Source organism: Streptomyces sp. NPDC042638 (assembly GCF_040647235.1).
GTDB lineage: Bacteria > Actinomycetota > Actinomycetes > Streptomycetales > Streptomycetaceae > Streptomyces > Streptomyces rameus.
This window is the reverse complement of the sequence record NZ_JBEZBT010000010.1, coordinates 90518-108555: the sequence shown is the minus strand read 5'-3', so window position 1 is coordinate 108555 and position 18038 is coordinate 90518. Positions and strand designations below refer to the sequence as shown.

The 18038-nt window shown below is 74.2% G+C and carries 16 protein-coding genes; 4 read left to right on the top strand and 12 right to left on the bottom strand.

What is annotated here, in order from left to right; genetic code table 11:
* Window positions 1-58: 58 nt before the first annotated feature.
* Window positions 59-1336, bottom strand: coding sequence for an FAD-dependent oxidoreductase (locus AB0B40_RS11635; protein ID WP_362263789.1), 1278 nt, complete (start codon window positions 1334-1336; stop codon window positions 59-61).
* Between the two features lie 157 nt (window positions 1337-1493).
* On the opposite strand from AB0B40_RS11635, the gene AB0B40_RS11630 reads away from it, so the two are divergent.
* The gene (locus AB0B40_RS11630; protein WP_362263788.1) at window positions 1494-1988 is read left to right on the top strand and encodes a DUF1360 domain-containing protein; all 495 of its coding nucleotides are present in this window, start codon (window positions 1494-1496) and stop codon (window positions 1986-1988) included.
* A gap of 40 nt (window positions 1989-2028) precedes the next feature.
* Here the strand turns inward: AB0B40_RS11630 and AB0B40_RS11625 are convergent, their stop codons facing one another.
* Complete coding sequence (locus tag AB0B40_RS11625; protein WP_362263787.1) at window positions 2029-2766, bottom strand: MgtC/SapB family protein; 738 nt, start codon at window positions 2764-2766, stop codon at window positions 2029-2031.
* Window positions 2767-3010: 244 nt separating this feature from the next.
* Here AB0B40_RS11625 and AB0B40_RS11620 point away from each other — a divergent pair, with 244 nt between their 5' ends.
* The 3 genes from AB0B40_RS11620 (at window position 3011) to AB0B40_RS11610 (ending at window position 6373) form a co-directional block, all read left to right on the top strand.
* Window positions 3011-3472 (top strand): ANTAR domain-containing protein, encoded by a 462-nt coding sequence (locus AB0B40_RS11620; protein WP_345055463.1) that lies wholly within the window; start codon window positions 3011-3013, stop codon window positions 3470-3472.
* 421 nt (window positions 3473-3893) lie between these two features.
* A complete protein-coding gene (locus AB0B40_RS11615) occupies window positions 3894-5069 on the top strand; it encodes an AI-2E family transporter (RefSeq protein ID WP_362263786.1) in 1176 nt (391 codons plus the stop codon).
* Between the two features lie 173 nt (window positions 5070-5242).
* Complete coding sequence (locus AB0B40_RS11610; RefSeq protein ID WP_362263785.1) at window positions 5243-6373, top strand: aromatic acid exporter family protein; 1131 nt, start codon at window positions 5243-5245, stop codon at window positions 6371-6373.
* Window positions 6374-6468: 95 nt separating this feature from the next.
* On the opposite strand, the gene AB0B40_RS11605 is transcribed toward AB0B40_RS11610, so the two are convergent.
* From AB0B40_RS11605 to pelF, 10 genes are all read right to left on the bottom strand, one after another.
* The gene (locus tag AB0B40_RS11605) at window positions 6469-7020 is read right to left on the bottom strand and encodes a molybdenum cofactor biosysynthesis protein (RefSeq protein ID WP_345055457.1); all 552 of its coding nucleotides are present in this window, start codon (window positions 7018-7020) and stop codon (window positions 6469-6471) included.
* Window positions 7021-7384: 364 nt separating this feature from the next.
* Window positions 7385-8227: a lysozyme gene (locus tag AB0B40_RS11600; RefSeq protein WP_345055455.1), complete on the bottom strand. Its 843-nt coding sequence runs from the start codon at window positions 8225-8227 to the stop codon at window positions 7385-7387.
* 85 nt (window positions 8228-8312) lie between these two features.
* Window positions 8313-10169, bottom strand: a complete 1857-nt coding sequence (locus tag AB0B40_RS11595; protein ID WP_362263784.1) for a M1 family aminopeptidase — start codon at window positions 10167-10169, stop codon at window positions 8313-8315.
* Window positions 10170-11026: 857 nt separating this feature from the next.
* A complete protein-coding gene (locus tag AB0B40_RS11590; RefSeq protein ID WP_345060490.1) occupies window positions 11027-11680 on the bottom strand; it encodes a 1,4-alpha-glucan branching protein in 654 nt (217 codons plus the stop codon).
* A 38-nt stretch (window positions 11681-11718) separates the two neighbouring features.
* The gene (locus tag AB0B40_RS11585; RefSeq protein ID WP_345060492.1) at window positions 11719-12390 is read right to left on the bottom strand and encodes a spherulation-specific family 4 protein; all 672 of its coding nucleotides are present in this window, start codon (window positions 12388-12390) and stop codon (window positions 11719-11721) included.
* Window positions 12387-13286: an NAD(P)-dependent oxidoreductase gene (locus AB0B40_RS11580; RefSeq protein WP_362263783.1), complete on the bottom strand. Its 900-nt coding sequence runs from the start codon at window positions 13284-13286 to the stop codon at window positions 12387-12389. The genes AB0B40_RS11585 and AB0B40_RS11580 overlap by 4 nt, the downstream gene beginning before the upstream one ends.
* Before the next feature lie 6 nt (window positions 13287-13292).
* A complete protein-coding gene (locus tag AB0B40_RS11575; protein WP_345060496.1) occupies window positions 13293-14006 on the bottom strand; it encodes a sugar phosphate nucleotidyltransferase in 714 nt (237 codons plus the stop codon).
* A 40-nt stretch (window positions 14007-14046) separates the two neighbouring features.
* Window positions 14047-15048 (bottom strand): GDP-mannose 4,6-dehydratase, encoded by a 1002-nt coding sequence (locus AB0B40_RS11570; RefSeq protein WP_345060498.1) that lies wholly within the window; start codon window positions 15046-15048, stop codon window positions 14047-14049.
* 53 nt (window positions 15049-15101) lie between these two features.
* Window positions 15102-16496, bottom strand: coding sequence for a hypothetical protein (locus AB0B40_RS11565; protein WP_362263782.1), 1395 nt, complete (start codon window positions 16494-16496; stop codon window positions 15102-15104).
* On the bottom strand, window positions 16493-18004 hold the full coding sequence (gene pelF / locus AB0B40_RS11560) for a GT4 family glycosyltransferase PelF (protein WP_345059852.1): 1512 nt from the start codon (window positions 18002-18004) through the stop codon (window positions 16493-16495). The genes AB0B40_RS11565 and pelF overlap by 4 nt, the downstream gene beginning before the upstream one ends.
* Between the last annotated feature and the right edge of the window lie 34 nt (window positions 18005-18038).

Here is an 18038-nt window from a genome sequence, read left to right as displayed (position 1 = left end):
CGTCACGCCGTCACGCCGTCACGCCGTCACGCCGTCACGCCGTCACGCCGTCACGCCGTCACGAAGGCTGTCCGCCGGTGACGGTTTGCGCACCCGGTGCCCGCCGCCGGACCGCCTCGGTGGGGGGACGTTCCCGCAGGGCGCCGTACGCGACGAAGTAGGCGGGCAGGCGGCGCAGCCAGGGTGAGCCGGCGACCAGGTGCGCGACGCGCCGGGCCCGCTCCGCGCTGCCCAGGGGCGGCCGGCCGCCCAGGACCGGGGCGATGAAGCGGGCGTGGGCCGTGCGCTGCAGCGCCTGTGTGACGACCGTGGTGGGACGGCGGCGGCGCTGCACACGGCGTACGTCGCGCAGCCGCACGGTGCCGCCGCGCAGGGGCTCGACCAGGTGGCGTGCGGTGGCCACGGCGTCCTGTACGGCGAGGTTGATGCCGATACCGAAGACCGGGGACATGGCGTGCGCGGCGTCGCCGATGCACAGCAGGCCGGGACGGTGCCAGCGGCGCAGGCGGTCCAGGTGTACGTCGAGGAGCTTGACGTCGTCCCACGACCGCAGGGCGGGCATGCGGTCGGCGACCCAGGGGACGCCGGCGGCGTAGACGGCCCTGAAGCGGTCCAGGCCCGCGGCGCGGCGTTCGGCGTCGGTCCCCTTGGGGATCAGCGCGGCGCACTGCCAGTAGTCCCCGCGGTCGATCATCGCGGTCAGGAAGCCCTCGCCGGCGCCGCCGACGAGCCCGGACGGGTCGCCGTCCTCCCGCGGCAGGCGGAACCACCAGGCGTCCATCGGGCAGGTGAAACGGTGCAGCCCCAGTTCCGGCCGGGAGCGGGCCAGCGAACCGCGGCCGTCGCAGGCCACGGTGAGGACGGCGCGCAGTTCGCCGGTGCGGCCGTCGGAGGTGCGGTACCGCACCCCGGCCACCCGGCCGGATTCGACCAGGAAGGAGGTCGCCTCCGTGTTCATCCGCAGCTGGAAGGACGGTTCGCGCCGCGCCTGCTCGGCGAGCAGGTCCAGCAGATCCCACTGGGGGACCATGGCCACGTAGTTGTAGGGGCCGGGGAGGACCGAGAGGTCCGCGACCGTGACGGCCGGACGTCCGGCGCCGACCGGCAGCTGGACGGTTTGGACGCGGCGCTGCGGCAGCCGGGCGAAGGGCTCGGCCAGCCCCAGCTCGTCCAGCAACGCCAGGGTCGAGGGGTGGACGGTGTCGCCGCGGAAGTCCCGCAGGAAGTCGGCGTGCTTCTCCAGCACGGTCACCTCGATCCCGGACCGCGCCAGCAGCAGGGCGAGCACCATGCCCGCGGGGCCCCCTCCCACGACACAACAGGTGGTCTTCTCCATGGCCGTCCCACCTTCCGGAGAGCATTAATTCATCATGCGATGAATAATATAGCGCTCCCTTCCACCCCGCAAGGTCACGTGTCGCCCCCGCACACGGGGGAACCCGTCGCCCGCCCGGTGCAGGACCGACAGACACCGGGGAGATGTGGGAGGTCTCATGACGACGACGGACGCCGCACGCTACGACGACCAGGGCGACGTCCCGCTGGGGGGCTATGCCGCCCTCGCTTCGGTGTTCGCGGGGAGCGCGGGGGCCTTCGCGCTGCTGGCCCGGCGCCGAGGCGTGCGGCTGCCGGAGGAGGTGCCGCCGTGGGACGTCGCGCTGATGGGCACGGCGACGTACAAGGCGTCCCGGCTGCTGACCCGGGACAAGATCACCAGTTTCGTCCGGGCACCGTTCACCCGTCGCGCGGGCGCGGGCGAGGGGAGCGAGGTCATGGACGAGCCCCGGGGCAGCGGTGTCCGGCGTGCCGTCGGCGACCTGGTCTCCTGCCCGTTCTGCACCGCCGGCTGGGTCGCCGGCGCGCTGGTGTGCTCCTACGCGGCGGCGCCCCGGCTCACCCGGCTGGTCTGCGGCGGGCTCAGCGCGCTGACCGTGGCGGACTGGCTCCAGTACGCCTGGACGGCGACCCAGCAGACGACCGAGGGCTGAGCCGCAGCCGGCCGCCGCCGCGACGCTGTTCCTCGTCCGGCTATTCCTCGTCCGTCGCCGTGATCAGCTCCACGTCCAGCACGCCGTCGTCCAGGAACAGCTCCGACGCCAGCCGGGAGGGGTCCTGCGTGCCCTCCAGCTGCAGCAGCACCCGCGCCGCGTCATCGGCGCGGCCGGGCAGCCGTTCCACCTTCACCTGCACTATGCGAAAGCCGCGCCGGGTGCAGATCTGCATCAGACGCGGCAGCAGCGCCGACCCGGTCCGGTAGGTCAGGCGGGCCTCGAAGGTGGCGGTGGTCGTGCCGGGCAGCACGCGGGAGGAGAGCAGCGGGTAGCCCCGGACCACGAGGAAGTGCAGCGCGGTCACCACCAGTGCGAGGACCGGCAGCCCGCCGCCGCAGGCCATGCCCACCGCACACGTCAGCCATATCGTGGCGGCGGTGGTCAGACCTCGTACGGCATCCCGTCGTACGAAGATGAGCCCGCCGCCGATGAAACCGATGCCGGAGACGATCTGCGCCGCGACGCGGGAGGGGTCGAAGGAGACGTTCTCCAGGCCGAGCACCGCGGTGAACCCGTGCTGGGAAACCTCCATCATCAGGGCGCTCGCGACACCGACCAGCGTGTGGGTGCGCAATCCCGCGCTCTTCTGCTGAGCCGCGCGTTCCCAGCCGATCAGGCTCGAGAGCAGCAGCGCCAGCCCCAGCTCGGCCAGTTGCCGCGGGCCCTGCCCGTTGTGGAGGTCCCACAACGGGGCCGCCAGCTGCGCGCTTGCCATGCGCACCTCACACGTCTGTCGCCGATGTTCCGCTGCGGACGCGTACCCCGGCGACGGACGGCCGACGCCGACCGGGCCGCATTCGTGGTGCCGGTGGCCGGGTCCGGGCGCGGGGTGCGGCGCAGGGGCCTCGTGCGGGGTCGCACGGCGTGACCGGGGTCCGTGATGCTGGTTCAATTCGTGTGCAAGCGCTCGCCGGGGGCAGGCGTGGTCGTGACGCCCCCCCACCTCGAAAAGGTGCTTCATGGCCTTCTTCGCACTCTCCCCACAGCAGCCACTCGTCCTGCTCTCGGTCACCGACCTGACGTCCGGACACCACCGGCTGCAGGAAGAGAACGAGCAGCTGCGGCGCGCCGTGACCTCCCACACAGTGATCGACCAGGCCATCGGCGCCGTCGTCGTCCTCGGACAGATCGCCCCGGAGGAGGCGTGGCGCGCGCTGCGGGACGTCTCGCAGCGGACGAACGTCAAACTGCGGACGGTCGCCGCACACGTGCTGGCCTATGCCCAGGGCGGCGACCTGCCCGAGCCCGAGCGGCTGGAACTCGGGAAGGCGATCACGCGGTACCGCCGGTGCGGCGGCCCGCCCGCGGTGCCCGGTGACGGTCTGTCCGCGCCGGCCGGCGATGCCGGGGGCGACGAGCCCGGGAAGGGCGCAGCACCCACCGGTCCTCGACCTGGTCCAACCCGTAGAGCAGCACGCTGACAACCGGGAGCAGCAGAACCGCGACGATGATCACTGGAGGGGCTCCCCCCTGCTGACGACACCGGGCGGGTCCCCCTGACGCCGTGTGTCCACCCTCGGCGGCTGTGAAGGTCCTGTGACTTACGGCGTGTGCCGCGTGGGCGGGGCGCGCCGACCCCCGGGCCGTCCGGAGCTTCCCGCGGCACGGGCGTCACCCGTCCGGCTCCGGTCGGCAGCGCCGGCTTCCGCCCGTCGGGGCCGCGCCGCCGCGCCTGGCGCCCGGGCCCCCCGGCCCGTCGGCCGCGGGCACCGCCGTACCGGGGTGTCACCCGCCGGGGAGCCGCACGCGGCCGCACTGGGCGCGCCCCCTGTACGCCTTGTGCTTACGGTGCTGTGGAGGTGACCGGCCGTCAGCCGGGGTGGCGGAGAGGAGGCGGGAGCGGTGGTGGGCGATGCGCGCCGACGGGTGGCCGGGCGGCCGGGCCGGCGCCGGGCCGCGGGCGTGGTGCTGGGCAGCCGGCCGGCGTACTCCGTGCGGCTGCCCGCCCCGCCACGCCCCGAACCACCGGTGCCGTCGGCCGAGCGGACGGTGCCCTGGCTGCGGGTGGCCGCGGCCTACGCCTGGCGGCTGATTCTGGTCGGCGTCGTCGTCTACGGCGTGTTCATCGTCCTCGGCAGCTTCCAGCTCATCGCCGTCGCGCTGTTCCTCGCGCTGGTCGTGACCTCCGTGCTGCGCCCGGTCACCGATCTGCTCAGCCGGTTCCTGCCGAGACCGCTGGGCGTGGCCGTGGCGCTGGTGGGCAGCCTGCTGCTCCTGCTGACCCTGCTCGCGCTGGTGGGCAGCTCGGTGGCGGGCGAGTCGGCACAACTGGCGGGCGAGTTCCGCGGCGGTGTGCACCGTATCGAGCAGTGGCTGCGGCGACCGCCGTTCCGGCTCGGTCCCGACGCGCTATCCGCCCTGCAGCGCCAGGTGACGCAGTACATCTCCGCGCACCGGGCGTCGCTGCTCAGCAGCGCGGTCAACGAGCTGGGCCGGGTGGTGGAGCTGGTGACGGGCGGCGCGCTGGCCCTGTTCGCCTCGGTCTTCTTCCTGCATTCCGGCGAGCGTCTGTGGGGCTGGGCGCGTGACCGGCTGCTGCCGGCCGGTGCCCGTCCGGTGTGGGACCGGGCGGGGCGGGCGGCCTGGCGGACCTTCGCGGGGTACACGCGCGGCATCATCATCGTGGCCGCCACGAACGCGGTCCTGGTGGGCATCGGCCTGCTGGTGCTGCGGGTGCCGCTCGCGCTGCCGCTGACACTGCTGGAGTTCTTCGCCGCGTTCGTACCGCTGGTGGGCTCGCCGGTGGCGCTCGGGGTGGCCACGGTCGTCGCGCTCGCCGGGCGGGGTCCGCTGACGGCGGTCGGCGTGCTGGTGCTGATCGTGGTGATCGGCCAGGTGGAGGGGCATGTGCTGCATCCGCTGGTGATGAGCTGGGCGGTGCGCCTGCATCCGCTCGTCGTGGCCGTGTCGGTCATCGCGGGCAGCATCGTCGCCGGTGTCATCGGCGCCGTCGTCGCGGTGCCGCTGGTCTCGGTCGTCTGGGCGGTGCTGAACGCCCTGCGCCCGGCGCCCCCCTGACGCCCCTCACCGACTCCCTCGCCGCACCGCGGAGAGGGCGACCCGTGATCCATGCGGTGCCGCCGCCGTCGTACCGCGCGACGGAGTACGGCGGCGCCGAGCCCCCGGATCCGGTCCCCGGGGGCATGAGGTGGTGCTCGCGTGGCACCCGCATCGGCGTGTGTGGGATACGAATGACCTGGCGGGGCGTACGGCGTGGCCTGTCGGCCGCGGCGCACGCGGCGCGGCGGGCCTGTACGGAGCCGGGCCGGGAACGGGACCTGGCGGTACAGGCACTGAAGGCGGCGCTGGCCGCGTGGGTGGCCTGGGCGGTGGCGGGCTGGTGGCTGCGGGCGCCGGTGGCGTTCGTCGCGCCATGGGTCGCGGTGGTGCTGGTCGAGTCGACCGTGTACCGGTCGATCGCGCACGGCCTGCAGCAGCTCGGGGCGATTGCGGCCGGTACGGTCGCGGCCACCGCGGTCGGACTGCTCCTGCACAGTACGGTGGCCGCCATGGCGGTCGTCCTTCCGCTCGCGATGCTGCTCGGCCAGTGGCGGCGCCTGGGCAGCCAGGGCATCTGCGCGGCCACCGGCGCCCTGTTCGTCCTGACCAACGGATCGGTCAGCGTGACCACCTCCGCGGCCCGGCTCGGCGAGGCCCTGTTCGGAGCGGCGGTGGGCATCGCGGTCAACGCGCTGATCCGGCCGCCGCTGTACCTGCGCGACACCGAGGCCGTGCTGCGCGAGGCCACCGAGGAGGCCCACGACATCCTGCGGGACGTGGCCGAGGGGCTCGCCGCGGACCGCTGGGACGCCGAGGAGGCCGGCGCCTGGCACGAGCGCGCCCTGCGGTTGCACCGGCAGGTGGAGCGGGCCCGGTCGGCGGTCGAGTGGAGCCGGGAGAGCATGCGCGGCAACCTGCGTCGCCGCACCGGCGTCGCACCCGTCTCCGGCAGGGGCTACGACGACGCGCTCGTCGTACTCGACTACGCGGCCGTGCACACCGCGGGGGTGACCCGCACGGTGCTGGAGGCGGCGAGCGACGACCGCCCGGCGTCCCGGCCGCACTCCGAGCCGGCCCGGCGGTACGCGGAGTTCCTCTGCCAGACCGCCCGCGCGCTGCGGCTCTACAGCCACAGCCGGTTCTCCGACGCCTGCGAGGACGAGATGCGCGAGGCCGTGTCGGAGCTGCGCGACACGCTCGCGGAGCTGCGCCGGGACCTGGTCCGCTCCACGACGGACGACCCCGACGAGGTCGCCACCTACGGCGCGCTGCTCGCCCAGGCCCAGCGGCTGGCCGGCCAGCTGCTCGCCTCGGGAACGTGAGCACGGTCCCGGCCGGTCACCCCCCGGGTCCGGCGCGAGCGCCCTCCTCGTCCTCCGCGTCCCCGGCGCCCTTGCTGACCGCCGGTCCGCTGCTCTCAGGAGCTCGGGGGTACGGCGCGTGCGGCGTCGTCGGCTCCACGCGCCGTGGACGGTGTGGCACCCGGCTCCCGGATGCCGAACTCGGCGGGACCCACGGCGAGGATGCCGTCGGTCAGCGGCCGGCAGCGCACTCCCCCGCCGCCGCGCAGGGCGCGCTGGGCACCGGCGCCGAGAGTGGTGTCCATCCAGGCGCAGGGACGGGCGGCGCGGCGGACCTCCAGTTCCACCGGTCCGAAACCGCAGTCGAGGAAGACCGTCGCGCCGATACAGGCGTCGATGTCGACCCCGCGCAGCAGGACGTTGCGCCGGGTGCGGAGCAGATCGGCGGGGTACGGCCCCGGCAGCCGCTCGGCCGCCATGAGGGTGATCGACGCGTTGCGGTGGGCGGGCTGGTTGAAGTACCGGTCCCCCACGATGCCGAGGCCCGCGCGCACCTCGGCCCTCGTCACCCGTTCCCCGGGCGGCAGCTCGGGCAGACCGTCGCCCGGGCGGCCGGCGAGCCGGTGCACCGGGGAGACCAGCAGCTGAAGGACCTCGACGTGCGGCACGCGTCGAGCCTAACCGGCACCTGCCGCACACGGCGCTGCCGGCCGGCGCTCCCGGCGCCTCTCCCGTCAGGGGGTTCACCGTGCGACTCCGTCAGGGGGTTCACCATGCGACGCGGACGTCCGCTTTCGCCGGCGGCCCTGCCGCTGTGCGGCACCGACGCCGCCACGCGGGATCCGCGCCCCGGGCCCGCGCCGCCGGCCGCCGTCGGCCGCGTCCCGGTGATCCCGGTCACCGCCGCCCGGACGGCCGCCCCGTCGTCGCGGGCGTCGACGAGGGCGGCACGGTCCGCACCGCGGTCCCGGTACCGCGTGGACACACGCGCTGTACGACGGCATCGGGGCCGGCCGGGGACGGCCACGGCACTCAGCCGGTGGCGAAGTCCTCCAGTTTCTCCTGGGAGCCGTTGAAGCGGTCGTGGTCACCGACCGTCTTGCCGGTGGAGGTGTACTGCCACATGGTGTACGACGACCAGCCGGCCGGCAGCGTGCCCACCGTCGAGGCGTAGCGCGCGATCCACAGCGGGTTGGTCGTGCCGAAGCCGGCGTGGTTGCCGGTGCACTGGGTCCACCAGCTGGTGGCCGTGTAGATGACCGCGTCCCGGCCGGTGCGGGACCTGTAGCGGTCGAGGAAGTCACGGATCCAGCTGACCATCGCGCTCTTGGACTTGCCGTAGCAGGCGTCGCCGTAGGGGTTCCACTCGATGTCCAGGACGCCGGGGAGGGTCTTGCCGTCCTTCGACCAGCCGCCGCCGTGCGCCACGAAGTAGTCGGCCTGGGCGGCGCCGCCGGCCGTGTCGGGGGTGGCGAAGTGGTACGCGCCACGGGTCATGCCGCTGCTGTACGAACCGTCGTACTGCTGGGTGAAGTAGGGGTTGGTGTAGTACGTCCCCTCCGTGGCCTTCGTGTAGGCCCAGCGGGTGCCGCCACCCCACAGCGCGGGCCAGTCGACGTCGCCCTGGTAGCTGGAGACGTCCACACCCTCGATCTGGGAGGCGCGTGGCGGCGGGGGCGCGGTGTCGAAGGTGCCGTCGTGGGCGAGGACGCCGATGCCCATGTAGGCGCTGCCGCGCGCGAGCGCGCCGCCGGTCGGGTCGGGGAGGGCCGGGGAGCCGGACAGGAGCAGGAGCAGGCCGGTCAGGGTGCCGGTGAGCAGGCACCGGCGGGACCGGCCGCGGATACGGGATATGGAGTTTCGCACGAAGTCCATCTGACCCGGGGCCGGGTCGTCGCGCACCCCGGGTTCGGCCCAACGAAGCCATCCGCGGCCGGTGTCTAGCCCATGTGGGTGTCCGTCACCCCTCGATGCGGTGCTGGGTCCAGAAGGACGTCAGGTCCGTGCTCGTGGCGGCCTGGGCCGCCGCCTTGAACTCGGCCGTGGTCGACACGCCGTACCAGTGGGCGGTCGCGTAGTCCTTCAGCAGTTTGGTCATGGCGGTGTCGCCGATGAGGCGCCGCAGGTCGTGCAGGGCGCACTTGCCGTAGCCGTAGACGACGGTGGAGTAGCGGGAGGAGTGGGCGTCCCAGTAGGCCATCGAGTTGGTGATCTTCTCGGCGCTGGAGGCCCAGGAGACGCCGCTCCAGCAGTTGCTGCCGGTGCTGCCGAGGGCGAGGTCGGTGGAGTAGTCGGTGAAGGCCTCGTCCAGCCAGGGGCTGTTGTACTCGTCGTCGCCGACGATGCCGTACCACCACTGGTGGCCGATCTCATGGGTGAGGGCGGTGGTGCTGACGAGGTCCAGGACGAACCCGGGGTACTCCATGCCCCCGAACCAGTAGTTGTTGTCGATGACCGCGTCCAGCTCGCCGTAGGGGTAGGCGCCGAAGCGTGCCGCGTGGGCGTCCACGGCGGTCTTGGCCGTGCTGAGCATGGACTGGGCGCTGGAGGAGCTGATGCCCGAGACGGAGTAGACGTTCACCGGGACACCGGCGGCCGAGGTGCCGGAGATCTTGCTGAAGGGGCCGGCGGCCCAGGCGAAGTCGCGGACCTTGGCGGCGGTGGCCGTGGTGACCGTACGGCCGCTGGAGCCGGGGGTGTCGGTCGAGGTGCCGGTGGCCGGGACCAGCAGGGTGCTGGGGTGGTCGAGGGTCACCTTGAAGTCGGCGGCCAGGGAGTAGAACGACTCGCCGTTGTTGGTGTAGGGGTCCAGGTGCCAGCCGGCGGCGTCGCGGATCGCGAGGACGGGCAGCGCGTTGCCGATGAAGCTGAAGGCGCCGTCGTGGCCGAAGCGGTCGGCGCCGCTGGGCACGGTGATGCCGAGGTCGAAGCCGATGGTGGCGCTCTGGCCCTGGGCGAGCGGGGACGGCAAGGTGATCTTCAGGGCGGTGCAGGCCACGGAGAGGGCGCCGGCGGTGCCACCGGTGACGTTGGTGACCTTGATCGGCATCGCGTCACAGGTGCCGTGGTAGTTGTCCCACAGCCGTAGGTAGACCTCGCTGAGGGCGGTGGCGGAGGCGTTGGTGAAGGTGGCGCTCTCGTGGCCGTTCCAGACGGTGCCGCCGGTGTCGCTGCTGAGGCTGACGGTGTACGCGGGTGCCGCCGGGGTGCGGGTGGAGTCGGCGGGCGGAGGTGTGGTGCCGCCGGAGGTGTCCAGGGCGATGTCGTCGAGGACGAAGCTCGTCTGGAGGCTGGAGTCCTCGGTGCCGGTGAAGGACAGGTTCACGGTCTGGCCCGCGAACGAGGTCACGTCGAGGGACTTCTGTACGTAGCCGGTGTTCTTGTCGAGGTTCGAGTAGGTGGCCAGTGTCGTGGTGCCGACCTTGGCTGTGAGCTTGTCGTAGGCGACGGAGGAGGTCGTCTCCGCGGTGTCGATGTGCAGCCAGAAGGTGAGGGTGGCGGTGCTGCATCCGGACGGGATCGTCACGCTCTGGCCGAGGGTGTCGGTGTGGGTGCTGCCGACGCCGTCCAGCCAGGCGTAGGAGCTGCCGCCGTGGGCGGTCTGTCCGGACCGGTTGGTGATCACGGTGGACGAGGAGGCCGTCCACGGTGATGTCCCGCTCTCGAAGCCGCCGTTGGTGACCACCTGGGCCGGCGTGCAGGCGGCTGGGGCCGCGGCCGGCCGGGCGGCGGCGGGGGTGCCGGGGAGGACGAGGGCGGCCACCGCGGCGACGGTGAGCGCACCGGCGCCGAGGGCCTTGTGGGGGGTCGATCTCACACGCTACTCCTTCTGCGGCGGCCGGGATCCCGGCCTGCTCGAAGGCCGCCGGTCGGCCGGGGTGCGCCGAGGACGGCCGGGGGTGGGGCTTGCGCGATCGCTGTACGGAGGAGCCCGTCGCGCCCTTCTGGGGTCAGGGCGGCGACTGCCGAAAGAGTGACAGATCTGACGGGTTCATGCCAGAAGGGGGGCAAGGGCGTGTGCCCGGGCCTGTGCTGGGGGTGCCTTGGGCGCCACGGGTACCGGGGGGCGCCCGGGGTGCCGGGGGGTGCCCGGGGTGCCGCGGGGTGCCCGGGGGGCCGCGGGGTGCCGGGGTGCCGCAGGCGCCGCGGGCGCCACAGGTCCGGCGGGTGCCGGGGCCGACGCGGGCGCCGCGGGCCCGTGAGCGCAAGGCGCCGCGGATGCCGGAGGTGCCGAAGGCGCTGCGGGCGCCACAGATCCGGCGGGTGCCGCTGCCGACACAGGCGCTGCGGGCGCCGTACGCCCCACGGGCACCGCAGTCGCACGAGCGCCGCAGATCCCGCAGGCACCGCAGGCGCCACAGGTGCCGCGGGCCCGTGAGCGCCAGGCGCCGCGGATGTCGGAGGTGCGCAGGCGCTGCGGGCGCCACAGGCCCGGCGGGTGCCGCGGCCGACACAGGCGCCGCGGGCACCCGCAAGCCTCACGGGCACCGCAGATCCCGCAGGCACCGCGGGCCCAGCACACCCCGCAGGCGCCGCCCGCCGGCCGACTGACGGCGCCGGGTCCGGACGGCGCCTGGTCCCGACGGCGCCGGAGTCAGGCGGGGCCGGGATCGGGCGGCGCCGGGGTCAGGCGGAGTCGGGGTCAGGCGGAGTCGGGGTCAGGCGGAGTCGGGGTCAGGCGGGGCGTAGCGTCATCAGTACCGCCCGCAGGGGGGAGCCGTCCGGGCCCGGCCAGCCGGTGGCGACATGGCCGAGGGCTCCCTGGGCGGGCAGCGGTGGGGTGTCCGCCACGGGGGTGAGGACCCGGTGCACGTGGAGGGCCGCGCCGTGGGGTGCGGGCAGGCGGGTGCCGTCCGCGTCGTCGGCCGGCACGGGCGTGGAGCCGTCCGGCGCCAGGGGGGCGCCGCTGTAGGAGCGGCTCACCTCGTGGTCGGGCGTGTCGCTGACGCTCTGGGCCATCGCCTGCGCCCGGCCCTCGATCAGCGCCAGCAACTCGGTGACCAGTACCGGGTCGTGGCAGCCGTCATAGACCCAGCGCGTGCCCAGCACCCCGTGCTCCAGCGTGCCGATGAGGCCGCGCTCGGCGCCCTCCAGCGGCGCCCCGCGGTAGGTGAGCGGTACGAGGTACGCCGTCCGCCCGGGGCCCGTGGTGTCGGTGGCCACGATGAACTCGATGCCGACCTCGCCCTCCGGGTCGTCCAGCCGGAAGCCGCCGGACTTCTCCAGCACCGGGTCCGGGCCGCCCCGGTACCACGGGCGGGTGGGGAGCCAGCCGGTGAGCAGTTCGGTCTTGGTCGGCTTCAGAGTGGTGTTGTGGATGACGGCCATGTGCGTTGCTGCCTCCCGTTGCGCGGATGTGGATCTCCTCAGCCTTCCACACCGTCCCCGCCGCACAGCGCCGGGGACAACAGCGCCCAGGGGTTGGGCGGTTCGCCCGTCACGGGCCCGCAGACCGCCGCGCCCCGCTCGTGCGCGGTGCGGACGGCGAGCGGGACGAGGGCCTCGGGGACGCCGTAGACGAGGTGGCAGAACCGGTCCGGCGGGTACCTGGCGGTCCACAGCGGCCGGGTGAACGACGAGACGTACGTGGTCCAGTGCCCCTCGAAGGTGACGGTCAGGTCGGCGAGACGGACATAACCGGGATCCGGATGGACGCCCGGATTGAGGACGACCGTACCGGCGCCCGACCGCCGCAGGTCCCGCACCAGCCGGCGGCAGTCGGAAAGCCCCTCCGGGCCGGCGGTCACCCGGTCCAGGAAACAGCCGTCGGCCGCGTACCAGTCCTGGTGCCGGCGCATGTCCTCCATGATCCGGGACCGGTCCCGGACGCCGTAGTCGGTGTCGACGTAACCGAGCAGGCGGGCCCCGGCCGCGCTGAGGGCCCGGGCGGCGGCCGTGAACGCGGGATCGGGAGCGGTGCCGGGCCCGCTCGCCGGGTTGAGCACCACCGCGCGGGTGCGGGCCGCCGCCGCGATCAGCCGGTGCCAGGCACCCGGATCCTCCGCCGGGTGCACGTACAGCGGTACCAGAAGGCTCACGGCACGCGCTCCGGCGTGGCCGCCCACAGCGCGGCGACGGAGTCGTCGAGGCTGTGCACCGGCCGCCAGCCCAGGGCCCGGGCCGCGGCGGAGATGTCCGAGCACTGCCAGGACACCTGCGCCGACCGCGCCGAGCCGCCCGTGCTCTCCTCCAGCTTCCCCCGGAACCCCGCGTGCCGGGCCAGCAGGTGCGCCAGCTCGCGTACGGGTACGGCGCGTCCACCGCTGATGTTCACCACGGGCGGAAGCGGTCCGGGGGTCGTGGCCGCGAACTCGACCGCCCGGGCCACGTCGCGTACGTCGACGAAGTCGCGGTGGGCGGAGAGGTCCCCGAGGCGCAGCACCGCCTCCGGGTCCCCGCCGGCCGGCCGGAGCAGGCCGGCCAGCCGCCCCGGCAGGCTCGCCACGGGCGCTCCCGGACCGACCGGGTTGCCCACCCGCAGTACCACCGCGTCCAGGGCGGCGGAGGTCACCGCGAGCGTGCCCGCCAGCTTGGTCGCGCCGTAGGACGTGACTGGGCAGGTGGGCGCCGACTCGGTGACCGGGACGTCCGGGGTGCCCGGCCCGTACTCGGCGGCCGAGCCCAGGTGCACCAGGCGGGCCGTCGGGGCCGCCTCGCGCAGCGCGGCGCAGAGCGCGGCGGGCCCGCGGGCGTTGGTTTCGGCGAGGGTCACGGCGTCGCCGCCGGTGGCGCCCGCGCAGTTGACGACGGCGTCGGGGGCCGCCGCCGCCAGGGTCCGGGCGAGCCGGTCCGGCCGGTCGGCCGCGAGGTCGACGGTGAATGCGGCGGTGGCGGAGCGGCCCGCGGCGAGGACGTGCGCGCCCGGCAGGGCGCGCAGCCGCTCGGCCACATGGCGGCCCAGGTACCCTGAGCCGCCCAGGACGAGAATGCGCATGCGGTACTAGGCTCCCTTGAGCAGCAGGGACTTGCGGCTGGTGAACTCGGCGTTGGCCCGGTCGTAGTCGTCGGGCCGGCCGATGTCCAGCCAGTAGCCGTCGAAGTCGTAGGCGTGCGGCGGGTTCTGGATCCTCAGCAGGTCGAGGACGAGTTCGTCGAAGCCGAGCGGCAGGCCCGCCGTGTAGCCGTCCAGGGCCGAGCGGCTGAGGCCGTAGACACCCATGGAGACCCGGTAGTCCATGCTGGGCTTCTCGGTGAACGCGACGACCTTGCTCGCGTCGGTGGTGAGCACGCCGAAGTCGATGTGCACCTTGCGGGCGTAGGTGGCGATGGTGAGCGGCGCGCCCGACTCCCGGTGGCTGCGCAGCACGTCGGCGTAGTCGAGGTCGGTGAGGATGTCGCCGTTCATCACCAGGAACGTCTCGGGCAGCCGGTCTCTGAGGTTGAGCAGCGGGCCCATGGTGCCGAGCGGACTCTCCTCGGTGGCGTAGTCGACGCTCATGCCCCACTGGGAGCCGTCGCCGACGTAGGCGCGGATGATCTCGCCGAGGTGGCCGATCGCGATGGTGCAGCGGTCGAAGCCCGCGGCCGACAGCTGGCGCAGCACGATCTCCAGGATGGCGTGCTGGTCGCCTATCGGGACGAGCGGCTTGGGCAGCGCGGTGGTGTAGGGCCGCAGCCGGACACCCTTGCCTCCCGCCAGGATCACTGCGTGCATGGGGCTCCTCCTTCGTTGGGTCGGGGCCGTACCGGACGGATCAGATGTTGTAGATGCCGGTCTTGTAGCGGGCCAGGTTGACCGGGTCGCGGAAGAACTCCACGGTGTGGGCGAGGCCTTGCTCCAAGGTGTGGGCGGGCGCCCAGCCGGTGGCCTCGGTGAGCCGGGTGGCGTCGGCGACGAGCCGCATGACCTCGGAGTTGGCCGGGCGGATGCGCTCGGGGTCCTCGCGGACGTCGAGGGCGGTGTCCATGACCTTGCCGATCAGCGCGACGAGGTCACCGACGGAGATCTCGCCGCCCGTACCGGCGTTGAAGGTGCGGCCGGCGACCCGCTCGGCGGGCGCGCCGCCGACGGCGAGGAACGCCTGCGCGGTGTCCTTGACGAAGGTGAAGTCCCGGGTGGGCCGCAGATCGCCGAGGGTGATGGTCCGCTCCCCCGCCGCGACCTGGCCGATGACGGTGGGGATCACCGCGCGCATCGACTGGCGCGGCCCGAAGGTGTTGAACGGCCGGAGGGTGACGACCGGGGTGCCGAAGCTCGCGTGGTAGCTGTCGGCGAGCCGGTCGCCGCCGGCCTTCGAAGCGGCGTAGGGGGACTGGGTGTTGATGGGGTGGTCCTCGGTGATCGGCACGGTCCGCGCGGTGCCGTAGGTCTCGCTGGTGGAGGTGTGCACCAGCCGGGGCGTGCCCAGCGCCCGTACCGCCTCCAGGACGTTGAGGGTGCCGGTGACATTGGTCTCCACGTAGCTGTGCGGCGCCTGGTAGGAGTACGGGATCGCGATCAGCGCCGCCAGGTGGTAGGCGACGTCGGCACCGTCGAGCAGCCCGCGGACCGAGCCGGGGTCGCGGACGTCACCGAGGACGATCTCCACGTGGTCCAGGACGTCCGGGGCGAGGGTCTCCAGCCAGCCGTACGAGGAGAAGGAGTTGTACTGGGCCATGGCCCTGACCCGGTGCCCGGAGGCGACCAGGGCCTCGGTGAGGTGGGAGCCGATGAAGCCCTCGGCTCCGGTGACGGCGGCGAGCGGTGCTGAGGTCAACTCAGGTGTCCTTCCGATGGGTTGGCGGAGCGGTGGGCGGATCGGGGACGGCATCAGACGTGCCGGGAGGGCCGGCCGAGCAGCAGCAGCGCGTACGTCACCAGGCCCAGCACGGCCGTGCCGCAGCACAGCGGCAGGACGACGGGGCCGGGCGGCAGGCCGAGCGCCTGGACCGCGCCCGCCACCGCGGCGGCGGCCAGACAGATCACCGCCGGGGGCCAGGCGGTCCCGAACGCCTGCAGGAGCAGCGCGGTCCACAGGGTGGCCGCGAGCAGCAGCAGCGTGGCCGGTGCGGCGCCGCTGAGGCAGGCGGCGGGCAGCAGCGGCAGGAGGTAGGCGGCCAGGCAGCCGCCGAGGACGGCCGCGGAGCGCAGCAGGAATCCGGCGGGGGTGGCGGTGGCGCGCAGGGCCGACACGGACAGGCCGCGGTAGCGGTACAGCAGCCATTCGGCGGGGCCCATGCTGACCGTCAGCACGATCACCGCGTACGGTTCGCGGCGCCCTTCCAGCAGCACCAGTACACCGGCGGCCAGACCGAACAGCCCGTAGGGCAGGGACCACACCAGCCGGGGCGGAGCGGCGCCGGCCGCGGCCGGGGCGGCGAGGGCCCCGCGCAGGGCGTGACCGGTGCCGGCGAGGGTGGCGAGCAGCGCCAGCAGTGCCAGTCCGGCACGCAGGGGGGTGCCGGGTTCCCACCAGGGCAGTACGGCGGCCCCCGCGATCAGCGGGGTGAGCGCGGCCAGCAGCAGCCGTTCGCGGGCCAGCACCAGCAGGACGCCGGCCGCCGCCAGGTACAGCGACTGCGCCGCCGTGGCCAGGAGCACCGGGCCGCCGCCGGTGAGCGGGGCCGCGGCGCCCGTGGCGAGGGCCGCGCCCAGCGGCGCGCCGGTCAGCAGGGCGCGGGCGGCTTCCCGGCGGCCGGCCGCCATCCGCAGGTGGGCGCGGTGGCCGAGCGCCTGGCCCCAGGCCCAGGAGACGAGGCCGGCGACGATCAGTGCGGCGGCGTGCCGGCCGGGGTGCCACAGCGGTGCGGTGAGCGGGTAGGCGAGGCCGGGCAGGGCGAACAGCAGCCCGCGCAGCAGGCAGCGGACGGTGTCCGGGCGCCAGGGGTCGGCCGCCGGCGCGGGTTCCGGGAAGGTCCGGGGCACCTGTTCGTAGAGCGCGGTGGCGAGGGAGAAGAGGTTCGGGTGGCCGTACCGCTGGGTGATCTGCTCGGCGGTCAGGCCCTCGGCCTCCAGCAGGGCGGCGACCTCGTAGGGGTGGACGGCGGGGCCGATGCGGTCGGCCAGGTCGGCGGCCAGCCGGCTCACCGCCTCCGGGTCGGTGCCGAATCCGGGCAGCCGCAGGGCCAGGGTGCGGTCGTCGCCGCGGGCGGGCGTCCCGGCGAGCCGCAGTGCGAGGGTGTCCTGTTCGGCGCCGCCCGGTTCGAGCGCCATGGGCCCGCTCATCCGGCCAGGCTCCCGGCGGCGACCCGCAGCTCCTGGCCCGGCGCGGCCGGTACGGCGAACGGCCGGGCGTGGGTGGGCAGTTCGAGGTATATGGCGCGGAAGGTGTCGATGGTCTGGCGGAGGGTGAACTGATCGATGACGCGCAGCCGGGCCGCCTCTCCCATGGCCGCGCGCCGCCCGGCGTCGCCGAGCAGTTCCAGCGCCGCCGCCGCCATACGGGCCGGATCGCGCGGCGGGACGACGAGGCCGGTGTCGCCGACGGCCTCCCGTACCCCGCCCACGTCCGTGGAGACGGTCGCCCGGCCGCAGGACATGGCCTCGATGAGGGTGAAGGGGAAGCCCTCGCTGATGCTGGAGAGCATCACGACGTTCCCGGCCGCGTAGGCGTCCTTGATGTCGTCGACCCGGCCTTCGAAGGTGACGGCGTCCGCGTGCCCGAGTTCGGCGGCGAGGGCCTCGCAGCGTTCCCGGTACGCCTCCCCGCCGCGCGGTGTGCCGCCGAAGAGCCGCAGCCGGGTCTCCGGTATCTCCTTGCGGACCAGGGCGAAGGCGCGGATGAGGGTCTCCAGGTCCTTGATGGGGTCGACCCGGCCGGCCCAGCTGAGCGTGGGCACCTCGGGCTCGGGTCCGGCCGGCGGGAAGGCGGTGGGGTCCACGCCGTTGTAGACGGTGCGGATGGCCTCGGGGGCGGCGCCGCCCTGTTCCTCCCAGAGCCGGTTGTAGCGGTTGCCGGGGGTGATCAGGGCGGCCCGGCGGTAGCTCTCCTCGGCCAGCAGCCGGAAGAAGCCGAGGACGACGGCCTTCACCGGCCAGCGGTAGGGCGCGGTGCGGTATCCGAGGTAACGTTCCCGCAGGTAGACACCGTGCTCCGTGAGCAACAGCGGGACCCCGTACCGCTCGAGGCCGGCGAGGCCGGGCAGCACCGCCACCCCGCCGCTGACCGCGTGGGCCACGCCGTGCCGGGGCACGGGTGCGGCGAGCGGGCGCAGGGCGTGTTCCAGCAGGGCGGTGGCGGTGACCGCGTCGTGCAGGGTGGGCCGGGCCTCCCGGACGGCCAGCCCCGGCCGGTTCCACACCCCCGCGAGGATCGTGATGGCCCGGTCGCCGCGCAGGAACGGGCTGAGCGTGCCGTCGGCGGCGGCCCTCGCCATCGTGTACAGCGCCGGCGGGAACAGGTCCTCGGCGTGCGGATCGAGCAGCGCGGTCAGGAAGCGTTCGTGGGCGGCGGCGAGCCGGCCCAGTGCCCGGCCGCGCGGCGGACGGCCCTCGGGCGGGGCTCCCCACATGGGCACGGAGAGCACGCTGTGGACGTGGGCGGGCAGCTCCCAGACGACGGGTTCGCGTCCGGTGCCGGTGACGGCGACGACGTCGAAGTCGAGGTCGGGCATGCCCTGGACGAGTTGGTCGCACCAGACACTGACGCCGCCGTGGCTGTGCGGGTAGGTGCCTTCGGTGAGCAGGGTGACGTGCGCCGCGCCGGTGCGGCGGGCGCCGTGGTGAACGTGCATCGATGGGGCTCCACGGCCGAGGTGTGGGGTGGTC